15 protein-coding genes are annotated in these 18,161 nt (G+C 64.2%); 9 read left to right on the top strand and 6 right to left on the bottom strand.

All coding sequences use genetic code 11. The annotated features are described in order from the left end of the window. Positions 1–183 precede the first annotated feature (183 nt). Positions 184–2,988 (top strand): bifunctional [glutamate--ammonia ligase]-adenylyl-L-tyrosine phosphorylase/[glutamate--ammonia-ligase] adenylyltransferase, encoded by a 2,805-nt coding sequence (gene glnE / locus LFL96_RS02950; RefSeq protein WP_280997829.1) that lies wholly within the window; start codon positions 184–186, stop codon positions 2,986–2,988. Between the two features lie 187 nt (positions 2,989–3,175). On the opposite strand, the gene recN is transcribed toward glnE, so the two are convergent. Beyond that, complete coding sequence (gene recN, locus LFL96_RS02955) at positions 3,176–4,846, bottom strand: DNA repair protein RecN (RefSeq protein WP_280997831.1); 1,671 nt, start codon at positions 4,844–4,846, stop codon at positions 3,176–3,178. An 81-nt stretch (positions 4,847–4,927) separates the two neighbouring features. Next, complete coding sequence (locus LFL96_RS02960) at positions 4,928–5,830, bottom strand: NAD kinase (RefSeq protein WP_280997833.1); 903 nt, start codon at positions 5,828–5,830, stop codon at positions 4,928–4,930. A 282-nt stretch (positions 5,831–6,112) separates the two neighbouring features. On the opposite strand from LFL96_RS02960, the gene hrcA reads away from it, so the two are divergent. From hrcA to LFL96_RS02975, 3 genes are all read left to right on the top strand, one after another. Next, on the top strand, positions 6,113–7,132 hold the full coding sequence (hrcA, locus tag LFL96_RS02965) for a heat-inducible transcriptional repressor HrcA (protein WP_280997835.1): 1,020 nt from the start codon (positions 6,113–6,115) through the stop codon (positions 7,130–7,132). A gap of 207 nt (positions 7,133–7,339) precedes the next feature. After that, entirely contained in the window at positions 7,340–8,410 is a 1,071-nt protein-coding gene (gene hemH, locus LFL96_RS02970; protein ID WP_280997837.1) for a ferrochelatase, read from the top strand. Positions 8,411–8,418: 8 nt separating this feature from the next. Next, complete coding sequence (locus LFL96_RS02975; RefSeq protein WP_280997839.1) at positions 8,419–8,826, top strand: RNA-binding S4 domain-containing protein; 408 nt, start codon at positions 8,419–8,421, stop codon at positions 8,824–8,826. On the opposite strand, the gene LFL96_RS02980 is transcribed toward LFL96_RS02975, so the two are convergent. Then, positions 8,798–8,959: a hypothetical protein gene (locus LFL96_RS02980; RefSeq protein WP_280997841.1), complete on the bottom strand. Its 162-nt coding sequence runs from the start codon at positions 8,957–8,959 to the stop codon at positions 8,798–8,800. The two genes, LFL96_RS02975 and LFL96_RS02980, sit on opposite strands and share 29 nt — an antisense overlap. Positions 8,960–9,343: 384 nt before the next feature. Between LFL96_RS02980 and grpE the strand changes: the two genes are divergently transcribed. The 5 genes from grpE (at position 9,344) to pabB (ending at position 15,980) form a co-directional block, all read left to right on the top strand. Then, complete coding sequence (gene grpE / locus LFL96_RS02985) at positions 9,344–9,928, top strand: nucleotide exchange factor GrpE (RefSeq protein WP_280997843.1); 585 nt, start codon at positions 9,344–9,346, stop codon at positions 9,926–9,928. A gap of 142 nt (positions 9,929–10,070) precedes the next feature. Continuing rightward, entirely contained in the window at positions 10,071–10,532 is a 462-nt protein-coding gene (locus LFL96_RS02990; protein ID WP_280997845.1) for a thioredoxin family protein, read from the top strand. A gap of 154 nt (positions 10,533–10,686) precedes the next feature. After that, positions 10,687–12,639 (top strand): molecular chaperone DnaK, encoded by a 1,953-nt coding sequence (gene dnaK, locus LFL96_RS02995; RefSeq protein WP_280997847.1) that lies wholly within the window; start codon positions 10,687–10,689, stop codon positions 12,637–12,639. Between the two features lie 271 nt (positions 12,640–12,910). Next, positions 12,911–14,053 (top strand): molecular chaperone DnaJ, encoded by a 1,143-nt coding sequence (gene dnaJ, locus LFL96_RS03000; RefSeq protein ID WP_280997849.1) that lies wholly within the window; start codon positions 12,911–12,913, stop codon positions 14,051–14,053. 25 nt (positions 14,054–14,078) lie between these two features. Further along, positions 14,079–15,980: an aminodeoxychorismate synthase component I gene (pabB, locus tag LFL96_RS03005; RefSeq protein ID WP_280997851.1), complete on the top strand. Its 1,902-nt coding sequence runs from the start codon at positions 14,079–14,081 to the stop codon at positions 15,978–15,980. A gap of 93 nt (positions 15,981–16,073) precedes the next feature. On the opposite strand, the gene panB is transcribed toward pabB, so the two are convergent. From panB to folK, 3 genes are read right to left on the bottom strand one after another with little or no spacing between them, the layout of a single operon-like run. Continuing rightward, the gene (gene panB, locus LFL96_RS03010; RefSeq protein ID WP_280997853.1) at positions 16,074–16,889 is read right to left on the bottom strand and encodes a 3-methyl-2-oxobutanoate hydroxymethyltransferase; all 816 of its coding nucleotides are present in this window, start codon (positions 16,887–16,889) and stop codon (positions 16,074–16,076) included. Positions 16,890–16,925: 36 nt separating this feature from the next. After that, the gene (locus tag LFL96_RS03015; RefSeq protein ID WP_280997855.1) at positions 16,926–17,606 is read right to left on the bottom strand and encodes a deoxynucleoside kinase; all 681 of its coding nucleotides are present in this window, start codon (positions 17,604–17,606) and stop codon (positions 16,926–16,928) included. Beyond that, positions 17,603–18,154: a 2-amino-4-hydroxy-6-hydroxymethyldihydropteridine diphosphokinase gene (gene folK, locus LFL96_RS03020; RefSeq protein ID WP_280997857.1), complete on the bottom strand. Its 552-nt coding sequence runs from the start codon at positions 18,152–18,154 to the stop codon at positions 17,603–17,605. Before folK ends, LFL96_RS03015 begins: the two co-directional genes overlap by 4 nt. Between the last annotated feature and the right edge of the window lie 7 nt (positions 18,155–18,161).

Below are 18,161 nucleotides of genomic sequence, written 5' to 3' on the forward strand. Positions count from 1 at the left end.
AACGACGAAATGTAACACACGGGAAAGCGTAGGCGGACCTCCTGCAAACCCTGTCTGCATGCGCCTCGCGAGTCGAGCCGGCGGGCTTGACGCGGGATTCGCCCCATGTGTTGCGGCGGACTGAATACGAACTGAACACGCGAATCGAATACCTGAGTAAGCAACGAGCGAGCCAGACCCTTGATGACTGATGCCACCCTCCTGAGTTCCAACTATTCACATTACGCGGCGCGTGCCGCGGCTGCCCGTCCGGCGCTGGTCGCGCACGTGACGGCGCTGGCCTCCGCGCCGCTGACGCGCGAGCGCATCGACGCGCGTTTCGATGCGCTGTGCGCCGAGGCTGCCGGTGGCGCGGCCGGCGCGATCGGCGCCACGCTCAGCGAGGATGCACTCAAACGGGCGTTGCGCCAGTTGCGCACCGAGGTGTTCTGCGCCGTGATGGAGCGCGATCTGGCCGGCGAGGCGGACGTCGCCGAAGTGACCGGCGCGATGACCGATCTCGCCGAAACGACGATCCAGCGCGCGCTCGCGGTGGTGTCGGCGGATCTCGAAGTGCTCTACGGCGAGCCGCGCGGACCGCAGGGCGAACGGCTCGCGCTCGGCGTGGTGGGCATGGGCAAGCTCGGGGGCCGCGAGTTGAACGTGTCGTCGGACATCGACCTGATTTTCGTTTATGAAGACGACGGTGAGACCGCCGGCGGCCAGCGTTCCCCAATCGCCACGCAGGATTTCTTCACGCGCCTCGGCAAGCGCCTGATCGGCGCGCTCGCGGAAGTCACCGCCGACGGCTACGTGTTCCGCGTCGACATGCGGCTGCGGCCGAACGGCGATTCGGGGCCGCTGGTGTGTAGTCTCGGCATGCTCGAAGAGTATTTCTATGTGCAGGGCCGCGAGTGGGAGCGTTACGCGTGGATCAAGGGCCGGCTCGTGTCCGAAGCCGCGAGCGACGCGGCGCAACGTCTGCAGAAGCAGCTCGACGCGATCGTCACGCCGTTCGTCTACCGCCGCTATCTCGACTTCGGCGTGATCAGCGCGATCCGCGCGCTGCATCTGCAGATTCGCCAGGAAGCGCAGCGCCGCGCGTCGATGCGGCCCGACAAAGCCGACGACATCAAGCTTGGGCGCGGCGGCATCCGCGAAATCGAATTCAGCGCGCAGGTGTTCCAGTTGATCCGCGGCGGTCAGGACGCGGGCTTCCGCGTGCGGCCGACGCTTGCCGTGCTGCGTCACGCGGCGACGCACGGGCTGATCGATACGGCGGTGTGCGTGAAGCTGTCGCAGGCTTACCGGTTTCTGCGCGAGCTTGAACATCGCCTGCAATATCGCAACGACGCGCAGACTCACGCGATGCCGGTCGATCCCGAGGAGCGCGTGGCGCTCGCCCGCGCGATGGGCTGCGACGACTACGCGGGGCTGATGAGCCGGCTCGACGCGCATCGCGAATTTGTCGAGCAGCAGTTCGACCAGATTTTCGCCGACAAGGTCAGCGGCCGCGACGGCTGCGGCGCGCCGGAAGACGGCGCGGCCGCCTGGGTGTGGAGCAGCGCGCTCGCCGACGACAGCGCCGGTGACGCACTCGCCGCGCGTCTGATTGAGCTCGGCGTGGCCGAACCGGCCGAGTTGCTCGCACGGCTGCGCGGCGTATGGCAGTCGTCGCGCTATGCCGGGCTGGCCGAGCGTAGCCGGCAGCGTTTCGATATCGTCGCGCAGCGCGCGCTGGAAGCCGCGCGCACGCTGGAGCCGCCCGAGCGGCGCGGCGATACGGTCGCGCGCTTCTTCGATCTGCTCGAAGCGGTAAGCCGGCGCGGCGCGTATCTGGCGCTGCTGACCGAGTATCCGCAGGCGTTGCATCGCGTGCTGTCCGTGCTGGGCGGATCGCGTTGGGCGGCCGGCTATCTGATTCGCCACCCGCAATTGCTCGACGAACTGCTCGACGACGAATCGCTCAACAGCCCGTTCGACTGGCCCGAATTCAAGCGCACGCTGCGCCTGCGGCTCGCCGCGGCGGATGGCGTCGAGCAGCAGATGGATCTGCTGCGCCACGCGCATCAGGCGGAGGTGTTCCGGATTCTGCTGATCGATCTGGCGGGCAAGCTAAGTGTCGAGCACGTCAGCGACCGGCTGTCCGAACTCGCCGACGCGGTACTCGACGTCACGCTCGAAGCGGTCTGGAAGCAACTGCCGAAGCGCCATCGCGAGATGCCGCGCTTCGCGGTGATTGCCTACGGCAAGCTGGGCGGCAAGGAGTTGGGCTACGCATCCGATCTCGACGTGATCTTCCTCTACGACGACGATCACGATGCCGCCGCGGACATCTACTCCACCTATACCCGTCGCCTGATCACCTGGCTGACCACGGCAACCGGCGCCGGCACGCTGTTCGACGTCGATTTGCGGTTGCGTCCGAACGGCGAGTCGGGCCTGCTCGTCACCGATCTGGACGCATTCCGCCGCTATCAACTGCGCGAGGGCGATGCGGCCAACACCGCGTGGGTGTGGGAACACCAGGCGCTGACCCGCGCGCGTTACTGCGCAGGCGACGCGGAGATCGGCGCGAAGTTCGAGGCGATCCGCGAACAGGTGCTGACCACGCCGCGCGAAGCGGCGCCGCTCGCGAAGGAAATCGTCGAGATGCGCGAGCGCGTCGAGGCAGGGCATCCGAACCATACGACGCTGTTCGATCTGAAGCACGATAGCGGCGGGATGGTGGACATCGAGTTCACCGTGCAGTACTGGGTTTTGCTGCACGCGGCGCGTGATCCGGAGCTGATCCGCAATACCGGCAATATCGCGCTGCTGCGGGAGGTGTCGCGTTTCGGCCTGATGAGCGAGGCTGAAGCCGAGACGGTCGGCGCGGCTTATCGCACTTACCGGAAACTGCAGCACAAGCTGCGGCTGGATGGGATGGAGAAAGCGCGGGTCGAACCGGTGCGGGTCGAGACCGAGCGGGAAGCGGTGTTGAAGTTGTGGGAGCGGGTGTTCGAGTGAGTCGGGAAGGGCGGTGGGTCGGGCCGCCCGCGGCCGGTGTGCTCGCGGCACGCGGGCCACGCGCCTGGCCGAGACGTTCGGCTTGTGCCCGAGCAGCTTGCCGCCTCCGGACTTGCACCCTGTTTGCGACCTTCTTCACGCGTGCCGCGTGTGCTTTGCCGCGCGCGCTTAACCGCGTGCTTGACCGCTAAGCCGCCAGCATTTCCTTCGCGTGCTTGCGGGTGGTCGCGGTAATCTCCAGCCCGCCGAGCATCCGCGCGACTTCTTCCACGCGGCTCGCCCTGTCCAGCGACGTCACGCTGCTCACCGTACCGCCCTTGCCGTTGCCCGCTTTCGCGACCTGGAAGTGATGGTCGCCGCGCGCCGCGACTTGCGGCAGGTGGGTCACGCACAACACCTGGCGCGCCTGTCCGAGTTGATGCAGCAAGCGCCCGACCACTTCGGCGACGCCGCCGCCGATGCCGGTATCCACTTCGTCGAAAATCAGCGTGGGCGTCGGGCTCGCGGCGCTCGCGATCACGGCCAGCGCCAGGCTGATCCGCGCGAGTTCGCCGCCCGAGGCGACCTTGGCGAGCGGCCGCAACGGCACGCCCGCATGACCGGCGACGCGGAACTCGACCTGCTCGAGCCCATGCGCGCCGCCTTCCGGCAACGGCACCAGCGCGACCTCGAAGCTGCCGCCCTTCATCGACAGTTCCTGCATGCCGGTGGTGACGGCCGCGCCCAATGCCTTGCCGGCTTTGGCGCGTGCCTTCGACAGCTTTTTCGCCTCGGCGAGGAAGTTTTCCCTCGCCCTGGCCTCCGCCGCGTGCAGGCTGTCGAGATCGGCGGCAGCGTCGAGCGCGGCCAGTTGCGCACGGCGCGCCTCGTGTTCTTCCGGCAGCGTCTGCGGTTGCAGACGGAACTTGCGTGCCGCCGAATGCAAAGCGTCCAGACGCTTTTCGACCTGCGCCAGCCGTTCCGGATCGAGATCGAGCTTCTGCGCGTAATGACTCAGCGAATACGCGGCTTCCTGCAACTGGATCTCGGCCGGTTCGAGCGCGGCGAGCACGTCGTTCAGCGCCGGATCGATTTCGGCCAGACCCCGTACCTTCGACACGATCGACGCGAGATGCGTGATCATCGCCTCGTCCGATTCCGATAGCGCGCCGAGCACACCCTGCACGCCGTCGATCAGATTCGCCGAGTGCGACAGCCGGTGGTGCTCGCTATTGACCTCTTCCCATTCGCCCGGTTGCGGCGAGAGTTTGTCGAGTTCCGTGAGCTGCCACGCGAGGCGTTCGCGTTCGAGCTGCAATTCGCGGTCGCGGGTTTGCGCGTGCTCGACCGCCTGCACTTTCTCGCGCCACGTGCGCCAGGCACGCGTGACGGTGGCCGCCGTGTCTGTCAAGCCAGCGTGGGTGTCGAACAATTCGCGTTGCGCGTCCGGACGCATCAGCAACTGGTGCGCGTGCTGGCCGTGAATATCCACCAGCATTTCGCCGACCTCGCGCAACTGCGCGAGGGTTGCCGCGGTGCCGTTGATGAACGCACGCGAGCGGCCATTGGCGTCCACCACACGGCGCAGCATCACGGTGCCGCCGTGCTGGGCGTCGTGCGCCGGCGCGCTCAGCGCCTGTTCGTCGAGCCATTGCTCGACCTGCGCGTGAGTCTCGAACTCGGCGGTGATGTCGGCCCGGCTTTCGCCGGTGCGCACGACATTGGCATCGGCGCGGGCGCCGAGCGCGAGCGCCAGCGCGTCGATCAGGATCGACTTGCCGGCGCCGGTCTCGCCGGAGAAAACAGTGAAGCCGCCGTCGAATTCGAGATCGAGCGCGGCGACGATGACGAAGTCGCGTATCGAGAGGTGGCGCAGCATGGAGGTGGTGTGGTGAGCGTGGTGAGCGGGGGATTCAGGGTCCGGCAGCGGCGGCGTCGCGGTCCAACGGCTGCTCGCGGCTCAGGGCTTCGTATCTTCTTCGTGCGACGGGTATTCGTTCCAGTGCAGCTTCTTGCGCAGCGTGGCGTAGTAACTGTAGCCGACCGGATGCAGCATGGGCACCGTATGACGCGAGCGGCGCACTTCGATCGTGTCGCTCAGTTCGAGCGACGTGAACGACTGCATGTCAAAGTTCACGTTGACCTCGCGGCCGGACACGATCTGGATGCTCACCTTCGAGTCGTCCGGCAGCACGATGGGCCGGTTCGACAACGCGTGCGGCGCGATCGGCACCAGCACGATGCCCTGCAACTGCGGATGCAGGATCGGCCCTTGCGACGACAACGCGTAGGCGGTCGAGCCGGTCGGCGTGGCGACGATCAGGCCGTCCGAGCGCTGGTTGTACATGAAGCGCCCATCCACGGAGACATGCAGTTCCGCCATGCCCGAAAAACCGCTGCGATTGACCACCACGTCGTTGAAGGCCAGTGCGTGATAGATCGGGCTGCCGTTGCGCATGATGCGTGCTTCCAGCAGCACGCGCTCCTCGCGCTCGAAATTGCCCGACAGCATTTGCGGCACGATCTCGCGCATGTCCGAGATCGGGATGTCGGTGATGAAGCCGAGCCGCCCATGGTTGATGCCGATCAGCGGCGTGCGGTACGGCGCGAGCTGACGGCCGATGCCGAGCATCGTGCCGTCGCCGCCGAGCACGACCGCGACATCGGCGCGCGCGCCGATCTCGGCGGGACGCAGCGCCGGGTAGTCGGTCACGCCGATTTCGGCGGCGGTGTCGGCTTCGAACACGACCTCGAAGCCGCGCTTCGCGATACACGAGGCGAGCGCGGTCAAGGGCTCGACGATCCCCGGCGTATTGTTGCGCCCGACGAGCGCGACGGTCTTGAACTGGCTGGTCACTTGCATGCCGGCATTACACCATAGGTAGGGCCTGAAAAGAACCGCCGACAGCCCCGGCCGCGGGGCGGCGCGGCCAGGCTGTCAGCGACGCGCGCGATTATCGTTAGAATGGTGAAGCGTTGATGACATGCGCGCCGCGTAAAGTGTCGCGGTGCGCCCTTGTCGAGGATGCCGCTCATGCGCCGGACGGGCGGCCAGGCGGCGCTCCGGCGAATCGCGGCGCATTGTCCAACAGTCGGCGCCGTCAGCGCTCGCGATAGCCTTGCCATTAAGCTAAAATTTTTCCTCATGCTAGATCCTCGCGCACAAACCCTCCTCAAAACGCTGATCGAGCGCTACATCGCCGAAGGTCAGCCGGTCGGCTCGCGCACGCTGTCACGTTACTCGGGCCTCGAACTGAGCCCCGCCACCATCCGCAACGTGATGTCGGACCTCGAGGATCTGGGGCTCGTGATCAGTCCGCATACTTCCGCCGGCCGTATTCCCACGCCGCGCGGCTATCGCCTGTTCGTGGACACCATGCTGACCGTGGAATCCGCCGCCGACGAAGAAGCCGTGATGCGCACCGTCAAGACCACGCTGCAGGCTGGTGAGCCGCAGAAGATCGTCGCCGCGGCGGCGAGCGTGCTGTCCAGCCTGTCGCAGTTCGCGGGTGTCGTGCTGACGCCGCGCCGCAGCCACGTGTTCAAGCAGATCGAGTTCATGCGCCTGTCCGACAAGCGCATTCTGCTGATCATCGTGACGCCGGAAGGCGACGTGCAGAACCGCATCATGGCGACGCAACGCGACTTCAGCCCGGCCGAGCTGGTGGAAGCCTCGAACTACATCAACGCCCATTTCGCCGGCCTTTCGTTCGACGACGTGCGCCGCCGTCTGCGCGAGGAAATCGACCAGTTGCGCGGCGACATGACCACGCTGATGCATGCCGCCGTCACGGCCAGCACCGACGAATCCGATACCGGCGAGACCGTGCTGATTTCCGGCGAGCGCAATCTGCTCGAAGTGGCCGACCTGTCGTCGGACATGGCGCGCCTGCGCAAGCTGTTCGATGTGTTCGACCAAAAGACCAGTCTCCTTCAATTACTCGACGTATCGAGCCACGCGGCGGGCGTGCAGATTTTCATCGGCGGCGAATCGACGCTCGTGCCGATCGAGGAAATGAGCGTGGTCACCGCGCCGTACGAAGTGAACGGCAAGATCGTCGGCACGCTCGGCGTGATCGGGCCGACCCGCATGGCCTACAACCGCGTGATTCCGATCGTGGACATCACCGCGCGTCTGCTTTCCATGACGCTCAGCCAGCAGTAGCGCGCATTCGTCACATGAGCCGTCGTACGTCGACCGCGGCGGCGAATCGCGCCGGCGCAGTCGTTCGACCATCATGCGCGATGCCGCGCGGCTTGCCAATTGGCCGAATGGCCAGGGGTGTACGGCGGACCGGCGGCTGGACCGCGCCGCTATAATGAAACCCATCTGAAACCGACGCGCCGCTCGAAGCGGCGACTTCCGCTGCCTATGCGCTTCGACCTCGAGCGGCCCTCGCAGAACGCCACGTCACATCGTGTCGCCGTGCTGCTGATCAATCTCGGTACGCCCGACGCGCCGACGCCGCGCGCCGTCCGCCGCTATCTCGCGCAGTTTCTGTCCGACCCCCGCGTGGTGGAAATTCCGTCGCTGTTGTGGCAGATCATCCTGCGCCTGTTGATCCTGCCGTTTCGCAGTCCGGCATCGGCGAAGAAGTACGCTGCGGTCTGGATGCCCGAAGGCTCGCCACTACGGGTTCATACGGAAAAGCAGGTGGAGGGCTTGCGCCATCTGCTGCAGTTGAACGACTACACGGTGCTGGTCGATTACGCGATGCGTTACGGCACGCCGGGCATTCCGGCAATGCTGAATCAACTGAAGCTGGCGGGCGCCGAGCGCGTGCTGCTGGTGCCCATGTATCCGCAGTACTCGTCCTCGACCACCGCGACGGCGTTCGACGACGCATTCTCCGCGCTCAAGCGCATGCGCAATCAGCCGGAAATCCGCACGGTGCGCCAGTACGCGGATCACCCCGCTTACATCGCCGCGCTGGCCGCGCAGGTGCATCAATACTGGCAGCAGCACGGACGGCCCGATTTCGCGTCCGGCGACAAGCTCGTGCTGAGTTTTCACGGCGTACCCAAGCGCACGATGGATCTGGGCGATCCCTACCACGAGCAATGCCAGCAGACCGGCGCACTGCTGATGCAGGCGCTCGAACTGACGCCGGTGGAATGCCGCATCACCTTCCAGTCGCGTTTCGGCAAGGCGGAATGGCTGCAACCGTACACGGCGCCGACGCTCAAGGAACTGGGCGCGGCGGGCGTGCGGCGCGCCGACGTGTTCTGCCCGGGCTTCACCGCCGATTGCCTGGAAACGATCGAGGAAATCGGCATGGAAGTGCGCGACGAATTCCTGCATGCGGGCGGCAAGGAGTTTCACCGGATTGCCTGTCTGAACGCATCGCAGCCGTGGATCGCCGCGCTCGGCGAAATCGTCGCGCAGAATCTGCAAGGCTGGCCGGTGCTGGCCTTGCCGGTGCCGCATACCACGGGAGCTTGAGCAGGCCGATGAACTACCGGATTTCAACCGACGCGGGCGCCAGACTGCGCATCGACAAATGGCTGTGGGCGGCGCGCTTCTTCAAGACGCGTTCGCTCGCCGCGGATGCGGTCGACAAGGGGCATGTGCGGATCGGCGGCGCGGCGGTGAAGCCGTCGAAAGACGTGCGCGTAGGCGATCTGGTCGAGATCGAGATCGAACGGATTGTCTGGCAGGTGGAAGTGCTGGGCGTCTGCGACGTGCGCGGGCCGGCGAGCGTCGCGCAGACGCTCTATGCGGAAACTGAGGAAAGCAAGGTGAAGCGGCAGGTCGAGCAGGAGCGGCGCAAAACGTATCGCGAGCCGGCCGCCGAATTGCATGGACGGCCGACCAAGCGCGACCGGCGCACTATCGACAGATTTTCAGGTGGGGATTGAACAGTTGTTCCATGGTCGCGTGCACACCGCCGTATTCGGTGGTGTGATCGTTGACAGCCCCGGACATGCAGATGGTCGTGGTGCCCAAAATCAGTACCAAAGCGACCACCGAGATTGCGAAGGTCAGTTTCACGGTACTCCCCTTGGGAAGATTCAGGACGGAAACGGGCGGATCAGGCGAATCGGTGGAATTGCAAAGGTCGGTAAGGCTTACGTCAGATTAGGGTTAACGTGTCTTTTTCGACGCTTTAATGGAGCATAGGCGAGTTGCCGTCCGCACTCAATCTCAATCTGATTGCTTCGCAATAATGGTTGTAACCGGGCATTTCGGGCGCCCGTCGGCGACTTGAAAAGTTCCGCGAGACCCGCTTGAAATGGGTCTTTCCGGCCCCATCTGCCGTTTCGATATGCGGTGGCGCGCCAGCGAGTCTGTCGCTATTTTGCAACGCACAAATCGCGGCCCAGTTCGCGCACTGCCACTACCGTTGGTTTTTACTTTTTTACGACTTTCAGCGACATGGAAAACACGCAAGAGAACCCGACGAGCCAGAATCCCACGCCCGCGGACGAAGCCGCGCGCCAGGCCGCCGAGGCTGCGGCAGCGCCGCAGGAGGCTGCCGCCAATGCCGCGCCGGAGGAAGGCGCACATGCCGAGCAGGCCGCGCTGGCCGAAGCTCAGGCCAGGATCGCCGAGTTGCAGGAAAGCTTCCTGCGCGCGAAAGCCGAGACCGAAAACGTGCGTCGTCGCGCGCAGGAAGACGTGACCAAGGCGCACAAGTTCGCGATCGAAAGCTTTGCCGAGCATCTGCTGCCGGTGGTCGATAGCCTCGAAGCGGCCGTCGCTCACTCGTCCGACGATCTGCAGAAGGTGCGCGAAGGTGTCGAGCTGACGCTGCGTCAGTTGACCGGCGCGCTGGAAAAGGGCCGCGTCGTCGCACTGAACCCGGTCGGCGAAAAGTTCGACCCGCATCGCCATCAGGCTATTTCGATGGTGCCGGCCGATCAGGAGCCGAACACCGTCGTCGCGGTGCTGCAAAAGGGTTTCGTCATCGCCGACCGCGTGCTGCGTCCGGCGCTCGTTACCGTCGCGGCGCCGAAGTAAACGCGTCGTCGCGAGGCGCTACGAAACTGCGAAGCCGCGAAGACGTGAAACGCCACGAATCCTTCCGGGTTCGTTCCGGCCGTTTCATGTCGTAGCCGGCTGGTAGCGGGCCCGTAGCCGTCGCGCCTGGGCAAACACCGCCATGGCGAACCTTCCCGTCGACGCAACCGCCTTCGCCGTCTTCGATATGCAGGAACTCGGCGCCGAATCGTTCGACGCCGAACTGGCCGAAGCCGGCGACGATCTCGCCGTCGTGTTCTTCTGGGGCATCGACTGCTTCAACTGCGAGATCGCGAAGAAAGCGATGCTGGCCCGTCCCGACGCGATCCGTGCGCTCGGGCTCAGGTGGTTCCACAGCAATGTGTACGAGCACCGCGAGTTGGGCCGGCGCTTCGGGCTTCATGGCGTGCCGACGTGGTTCTTCTTCCATCGGGGCAAACGGCTCGGCCGGGCGACTGGCTGGCATGGCCTCGCGCAGTTCGAAGCGGCGGTCGCGGCGGCTCGGGAAAAGATCCGGACAGCTGCTCCCGGCGTGTCGAACGGTGACCCGGCAAGCGACGACACCCCAAATGGTGAAAAAAGCGGCAAAAGTTCGATCGATTGAAAAAAATTAAAGACCGCATCGCAAAAAAGGTCTTGAAAACGATGCGGTCGCACTTATGTTGAGTGCAGGTTAGGAATTGAGAGCGGATCGCCTTGCCGCCAATGCGCAAAACAGGGCGATTCCCGCAGCGATCAAAGTCAGGAGAACAGTAAAAATGGGCAAAATCATCGGCATCGACCTCGGCACGACCAACTCGTGCGTGGCGATCATGGAAGGCAATTCGGTCAAGGTGATCGAGAACTCGGAAGGCGCGCGCACCACGCCGTCGATCATCGCTTACATGGAAGACGGCGAGATTCTCGTCGGCGCGCCCGCGAAGCGTCAGTCGGTCACGAACCCGAAGAACACGCTGTACGCGGTCAAGCGCCTGATCGGCCGCCGCTTCGAAGAAAAGGAAGTACAGAAAGACATCGCGCTGATGCCGTACAAGATCATGAAGGCCGATAACGGCGACGCATGGATCGAAGTGCGCGACCAGAAGCTGGCGCCGCCGCAAATCTCGGCGGAAACGCTGCGCAAGATGAAGAAGACCGCTGAAGACTACCTCGGCGAGCCGGTCACCGAAGCCGTGATCACGGTTCCCGCGTACTTCAACGACAGCCAGCGTCAGGCCACCAAAGACGCCGGCCGCATCGCCGGTCTGGAAGTCAAGCGCATCATCAACGAACCGACCGCTGCCGCGCTGGCATTCGGTCTGGACAAGGCCGAAAAGGGCGACCGCAAGATCGCGGTGTATGACCTGGGCGGCGGTACGTTCGACGTGTCGATCATCGAAATCGCCGATGTCGACGGTGAAATGCAGTTTGAAGTGCTGTCCACGAACGGCGATACGTTCCTCGGCGGTGAAGACTTCGACCAGCGCATCATTGATTACATCATCAGCGAGTTCAAGAAGGAGCAGGGCGTCGATCTGTCGAAAGACGTGCTCGCGCTGCAACGCCTGAAGGAATCGGCTGAAAAGGCAAAGATCGAACTGTCGTCGAGCCAGCAGACCGAAATCAACCTGCCGTACATCACGGCCGACGCGTCGGGTCCGAAGCACTTGAACCTGAAGATCACGCGCGCCAAGCTGGAAGCGCTGGTCGAAGAGCTGATCGAGCGCACCATCGAGCCTTGCCGCATGGCGATCAAGGACGCGGGCGTGAAGGTCGGCGAAATCGACGACGTGATTCTGGTCGGCGGTATGACCCGCATGCCGAAGGTGCAGGAAAAGGTTAAGGAATTCTTCGGCAAGGATCCGCGCCGCGACGTGAACCCGGACGAAGCCGTGGCCGTGGGCGCCGCGATTCAAGGTCAGGTTCTGTCGGGCGACCGCAAGGACGTTCTGCTGCTCGACGTGACCCCGCTGTCGCTCGGCATCGAAACGCTCGGCGGCGTGATGACCAAGATGATCAACAAGAACACCACGATCCCGACCAAGCACGCACAGGTCTACTCGACGGCTGACGACAATCAGAGCGCCGTGACGATCAAGGTGTTCCAGGGCGAACGCGAAATGGCAGCCGGCAACAAGCTGCTCGGCGAGTTCAACCTCGAAGGTATTCCGCCGGCACCGCGCGGCACGCCGCAGATCGAAGTGAGCTTCGACATCGACGCGAACGGCATTCTGCACGTCGGCGCGAAGGACAAGGCAACCGGCAAGGAAAACCGCATCACGATCAAGGCGAACTCGGGTCTGTCCGAAGCCGAAATCGAAAAGATGGTGAAGGACGCGGAAGCGAACGCGGAAGAAGATCACAAGCTGCGTGAGCTGGCCGATGCCCGCAACCAGGGCGACGCGCTGGTCCACAGCACGAAGAAGGCGCTCACCGAATACGGCGACAAGCTGGAAGCCGGCGAGAAGGAAGCGATCGAAACCGCGCTGAAGGATCTCGAAGAAACGCTGAAGAGCGGTTCGAGCGACAAGGCCGCGATCGAAGCCAAGATCGAAGTCGTGGCCACCGCTTCGCAGAAGATGGGCGAAAAGATGTACGCGGACATGCAGGCAGCGCAGGGTGCCGAAGCAGCGGCAGCAGGTGCGGCGGGCGCGGGTGCATCGGCGGGCGGCGCGAGCCAGCAGCAGGATGACGTGGTCGACGCCGAGTTCAAGGAAGTCAAGAAAGACTAAAGCCAGGTCGCATTTCGACCGTAAAGCCGCACACGTCACCGTGTGCGGCCCGGCTGCACAAATCGCCGTACCCGTCCGGGCCGCGGCAAACGTGCAAAAGCGGTTATCACGCCTGGCGAGCCTTTTGGGGCTCTCCGGGCACATTTGTTTTATGGAGGACGTTGTTTCAAGCCGGTTTCGGGCGGCAAAAAATAACGGCCGGACGAGTCGCAAGACTCCAGCATTCAAGAGGAGCCACCGCGTCGCATCGCGCGAGTGGCGTTGAACCGATATGGCGAAACGGGATTACTACGAGGTTCTGGGCGTCGCGAAGAACGCGAGCGACGACGAAATCAAGAAGGCTTATCGCAAGCTGGCGATGAAGCACCACCCCGACCGCAATCCGGGCAACAAGGATGCGGAAGAGCATTTCAAAGAGGTGAAGGAAGCCTATGAAATGCTGTCGGACTCGCAAAAGCGTGCCGCGTACGACCAGTACGGCCACGCGGGCGTCGATCCGAACATGGGCGGCGCCGGGGCACAGGGCTTCGGCGGTTTTGCCGACGCATTCGGCGACATTTTCGGCGACATCTTCGGCCAGGCGGCCGGCGGTGGCGCACGCGGGGGCGGCGGTCGCGCCGGCCCGCAGGTGTATCGCGGCGCGGATCTGCGCTACAGCATGGAAATCACGCTGGAACAGGCCGCGCACGGGTACGACACGCAGATTCGCGTGCCCAGCTGGGTCTCGTGCGAGAACTGTCATGGCTCGGGTGCCAAGCCCGGTACCAAGCCGGAAACCTGCCCGACCTGTAGCGGTTCGGGTTCGGTGCGGATGTCGCAAGGCTTTTTCAGCATCCAGCAGACTTGCCCGAAGTGCCACGGCACCGGTACGTATATCCCCGATCCGTGCGGCCATTGCCACGGCGCGGGCAAGGTGAAGGAAACCAAGACGCTCGAAGTCAAGATCCCCGCGGGTATCGACGACGGCATGCGCATCCGCTCGGCCGGTAATGGCGAGCCGGGTATCAACGGCGGTCCGTCCGGCGATCTGTACGTCGAGATTCACATCAAGCAGCACTCGGTGTTCGAACGCGACGGCGACGACCTGCACTGCCAGATGCCGATTCCGTTCACCACGGCGGCGCTCGGCGGCGAAATCGAAGTGCCGACCCTCGCGGGCCGCGCCAGCTTCACCGTCCCCGAAGGCACGCAGTCGGGCAAGACATTCCGTTTGCGCGGCAAGGGTATCAAGGGTTTGCGTTCGAGCATTGCCGGTGATCTGTACGTGCACGTTCAGGTCGAAACGCCGGTCAAGCTCACCGAGTCGCAGCGCGAGTTGCTTCAGCAGTTCGAGAAGGCGCTGGTGGAAGGCGGCTCGCGGCATAGCCCGCAAAGCAAGAGCTGGTTTGACCGCGTGAAGAGCTTCTTCGATTAATGGCAGGTTGAGGTTGGCGGTAAGCATGACGGCAGATGAGCGCAGCGCGGTTTTCGCGTTGCTCGACGATTGCGACGCGACGGCGGCGCGCCGTTCGAGTCGTCTGTACACGGGTTTTGTGCGGGAACGGGTTTGCGTGGATGCGGCGCAGCTCGAAACCGTCTGCGAATCCGTGGCGGCAGACGCCCGGCGTGGTCTGCATGCCGTCGTGCTAGCCGACTATGAATTTGGACGGAATCTTCTCGGTGGCGATTCGCGTCTGCATCCGGAAACGCAGCGTGGCGATGCCTCGCTGCGTTTTTTATCGTTCGAACGTTGTGAAAAGCTGGCGCGTGGCGAAGTCGATGCCTGGCTGATCGCGCGTGACGGCGGTGCGCTCGAACCGTCGGTGGCGGGCACGGCGAACGTGCGTGCGAGTGTCGAGCGCCAGCAGTTCGATGCGGCGATCGACGCCATTCACGCCGCGCTACGAGCCGGCGACTCCTACCAGATCAATTACACGTACCGGCTCGGGTTCGATGTGTTCGGTTCGTCTACCGCTTTGTATCGGCGGTTGAGGGCGAGGCAGCCGGTTCCGTACGGCGCGTTGATCGCGCTGCCGGGTGGTGATTGCGTGTTGTCGTGCTCGCCGGAGCTTTTCATCGAGAAGGCGGGCGCGACGTTGCGCGCGCGGCCGATGAAAGGCACCGCGCCGCGTTCCGACGATCCGCAAGCGGACCGCCGTGCGGCTGAGTTTCTCGCGAACGACCCGAAAAACCGCGCCGAGAACGTGATGATCGTCGATCTGCTGCGCAACGACGTTTCGCGTGTGGCGCAGACCGGCTCGGTCAAGGTGCCTGCGTTGTTCTCGGTCGAGCCGTACGCGTCGGTCTGGCAGATGACGTCGACAGTGCAGGCCACGTTGCGGCCCGACGTGTCGTTTGCCGGTGTGCTGCGCGCGTTGTTTCCCTGCGGGTCGATCACCGGCGCGCCGAAGCATCGGACGATGCAGTTGATCGATGAAATCGAGAGTACGCCGCGCGGGCTTTACACCGGCATGATCGGATGGTTCGATCCGGTCGTCGACGACGCGGCCACTGTTCAATGCGGCGACTTCTGCTTCTCCGTCGCGATCCGCACGCTGACGTTGCGCCCATCCCCGTCCGGTTCACACGGCGCGTTGCGCGGCACGATGGGCGTCGGCGCGGGCATCGTGCTCGACAGTGTGGCGGCCGACGAGTTTGCGGAGTGCCAATTGAAGGCGAGTTTTCTGACCGGCGCCGAGCCGGGCTTCGATCTGTTCGAGACGATGTACGCGACGCGCGAGGAAGGTGTCCGCTATTTATCGCGCCATCTTGACCGGCTTTCGCGTAGCGCTGCAACCTTGGGTTTCAGGTTCGACGACGCCGGGCAGACGATTCGCGACCAGCTTGCCGCGAAGTGCGCGACATTGCCGGCGCAAATGCCGCATCGCATGCGGCTGGCGCTCAGCAAAAACGGTGCGATCAACCTGACCGCAGCGCCACTGACGCCGCTGCCGGAACAGGATGCGATTGGCGTTCTGCTCGCCTCCGATCACAGCTTCCCGGCGACCGACGCCACCGATCCGCTGCTGTGCCACAAAACCACCCATCGCGCGCAATACGATCGTGGCTGGCGCGAAGCCGAAGCGAAGGGCGCATTCGACACGCTGTTTTTCAACGATCGCGGCGAATTGACGGAAGGCGGTCGATCGAACGTGTTCGTGAAGCTGGCGGGAAAGTGGTGGACGCCGCCGCTCGCCTGCGGCGTGTTGCCCGGCGTGATGCGAAGTGTGCTGCTCGAAGAAGGTTCGAGCAGCCTGCAGGCGGTTGAAAAAGTCCTCACACGAGAAGACGTATTGGGCGCGGAAGCGCTACTTATCTGCAACGCGCTGCGCGGCGCGTTGCCCGCACGGATCATTCGCTAAGAACTGGGAGAACTGGGTCGAAGCGCTTGTGTCCGACGGCGTTTTGGATTCCCAGCAAAAGCGCCGAGTCCCGAAAAAACCCACCGGCCCTTCTCAAAACGTATGTTCCGGGCCAGGAAACGTCCCATCCTTCACCGCGCGCACGTACGCTTCCACCGCGGCCTGAATCGTCGGCTGCCCCTGCATGAAATCCTTCACGAAGCGCGGCCGCTTGCCGGGGAAAATCCCCAGCATGTCGTGCAGCACCAGCACCTGACCCGAGCAATCGACACCCGCGCCGATCCCGATCGTCGGAATCCGCAACTGCTTCGTGACTTCCGTGCCAAGCTGCGAGGGCACCGCCTCGATCACGATCAACTGCGCGCCGGCCGCTTCGACGGCCAGTGAATCGCGCAGCAACTGGCTCGCGCCGGCTTCGGTCTTGCCTTGCACCTTGAAGCCGCCGAACGCGTGCACCGACTGCGGCGTCAGTCCAACGTGCGCGCACACCGGCACCGAACGCTCGACCAGAAAACGTATCGTGTCCGCCAGCCATTCACCGCCTTCGAGCTTCACCATCTGCGCGCCCGCGCGCATCAATTCCACCGAATTGCGGAACGCCTCTTCCGGCGTGCCGTAGGTGCCGAACGGCAGATCGGCGACCACCAGCGCCGACGGACGCACGCGCGCCACGCAAGCCGTGTGATACGCGATGTCGGCGAGCGTCACCGGCAGCGTCGTGGTCTGGCCTTGCAGCACGTTGCCGAGCGAATCGCCGATCAGCAGCACGTCGACACCCGAGCGGTCCAGCAACGCGGAAAAGCTCGCGTCGTAGCAGGTGAGCATCGCGATTTTTTCGCCGGCGTCGCGCATGGCCTGCAGCTTCGGCACGGTGATGGCGTTGCGGCTCGTTTCCTGCAAATAGGTCATGGGGTAATCCGTTGCAAAAGAAGGGGGCGCCGCCGCTTAGAGCGACGTGCCTTTGACAAAGAATTCCTTGCGGCCGCGCATGGTTTCGATGCGTTCGGCGAGTAGCGCAAGGTCCGCGTCGGAGTCGAGCGGATTCAGATGTTCGGCGTTGACCGTCAGCACCGGCGTGCGGTCATAGTGATAGAAGAACTCGTTGTACGCGTCGCACAGCGCATGCAGGTAGGCGTCGGAGATCTGCAGCTCCATCGGCACCGCGCGTTTCTGGATACGCGCGAACAGCACCTCGGGACTGGCCTGCAGATAGACCACGAAATCCGGTGCGGGCGCGCTGACGTCGAGCTTCGCGGCGAGCGCGCGATACAACTGCCACTCGTCTTCCTGCAATGTCAGACGCGCGAAGATGTCGTTCTTCTGCGTCATGAAATCGGCGATCAACGGTGTGCCGGACACCTGCGCGGCGATCACCTCCTGCGCTTGCTGCGCGCGCTGCAAAGCGAAATGCAACTGCGCGGGCAATGCGTAACGCGTCGTATCGCGATAGAAACGTTCGAGAAACGGATTGTCCTGCGGACGCTCGAACAACTCCTGCATCGACCAGCGCTGCGCGAGGCGGCGCGCCAGCGACGTCTTGCCGACGCCGATCGGCCCTTCGATCGCGAGATAGCCGAACGGCGGCCGCAGTTGCGGCGCGGTGACCGTGAGCGGTGTCGAATTCATTCGCAGCGGCCTTTGCCGGTCGCTGCGCTATCGCTGGCGGCCAATGCATTGAGCATGGGGCACTGGCACGGCCCTTTCACCTTTTCGATGCGCTGATCGCTGACACCGGCGAGCAGCGCGTCGGCGCGGCCGTGTTGCGGAATGATCAGCGTGGGGTCGATCTCGACCAGCGGCACCAGCACGAAAGCGCGTTCGACCAGACGCGGATGCGGCACGATCAGATCGGCTTCGTCGATCGATTGATCGCCGAACAGCAGAATGTCGAGATCGAGCGTGCGCGGTGCATTGCGAAACGGCCGCTCGCGGCCGAAGTGATGCTCGATCTTGTGGCACAGCGCCAGCAGATGGCGCACGGGGAGCGTCGTGTCCAGCTTCACGACGCAGTTGAAATAATCGTCACCGCCCGCGTCGATCGGGGCAGTGCGATACAGGCTCGACTTGGCGAGCACGCTGATGGTGTGCTGTTGTGCGAGGCACACCACCGCGTCTTTCAGGGTCTGGCGCGCGTCCCCGAGATTCGCGCCGAGGCCGAGATAAGCAACCGTCATGGCATAA

It is taken from the genome of Paraburkholderia sp. D15 (genome assembly GCF_029910215.1).
GTDB lineage: Bacteria > Pseudomonadota > Gammaproteobacteria > Burkholderiales > Burkholderiaceae > Paraburkholderia.

Excerpts from the sequence above, each read along its gene's own strand:
- glnE (WP_280997829.1), top strand. The coding sequence starts at position 184 with ATGACTGATGCCACCCTCCTGAGTTCCAACTATTCACATTACGCGGCG.
- recN (WP_280997831.1), bottom strand. The coding sequence starts at position 4,846 with ATGCTGCGCCACCTCTCGATACGCGACTTCGTCATCGTCGCCGCGCTC.
- LFL96_RS02960 (WP_280997833.1), bottom strand. The coding sequence starts at position 5,830 with ATGCAAGTGACCAGCCAGTTCAAGACCGTCGCGCTCGTCGGGCGCAAC.
- hrcA (WP_280997835.1), top strand. The coding sequence starts at position 6,113 with ATGCTAGATCCTCGCGCACAAACCCTCCTCAAAACGCTGATCGAGCGC.
- hemH (WP_280997837.1), top strand. The coding sequence starts at position 7,340 with ATGCGCTTCGACCTCGAGCGGCCCTCGCAGAACGCCACGTCACATCGT.
- LFL96_RS02975 (WP_280997839.1), top strand. The coding sequence starts at position 8,419 with ATGAACTACCGGATTTCAACCGACGCGGGCGCCAGACTGCGCATCGAC.
- grpE (WP_280997843.1), top strand. The coding sequence starts at position 9,344 with ATGGAAAACACGCAAGAGAACCCGACGAGCCAGAATCCCACGCCCGCG.
- LFL96_RS02990 (WP_280997845.1), top strand. The coding sequence starts at position 10,071 with ATGGCGAACCTTCCCGTCGACGCAACCGCCTTCGCCGTCTTCGATATG.
- dnaK (WP_280997847.1), top strand. The coding sequence starts at position 10,687 with ATGGGCAAAATCATCGGCATCGACCTCGGCACGACCAACTCGTGCGTG.
- dnaJ (WP_280997849.1), top strand. The coding sequence starts at position 12,911 with ATGGCGAAACGGGATTACTACGAGGTTCTGGGCGTCGCGAAGAACGCG.
- pabB (WP_280997851.1), top strand. The coding sequence starts at position 14,079 with ATGACGGCAGATGAGCGCAGCGCGGTTTTCGCGTTGCTCGACGATTGC.
- panB (WP_280997853.1), bottom strand. The coding sequence starts at position 16,889 with ATGACCTATTTGCAGGAAACGAGCCGCAACGCCATCACCGTGCCGAAG.
- LFL96_RS03015 (WP_280997855.1), bottom strand. The coding sequence starts at position 17,606 with ATGAATTCGACACCGCTCACGGTCACCGCGCCGCAACTGCGGCCGCCG.
- folK (WP_280997857.1), bottom strand. The coding sequence starts at position 18,154 with ATGACGGTTGCTTATCTCGGCCTCGGCGCGAATCTCGGGGACGCGCGC.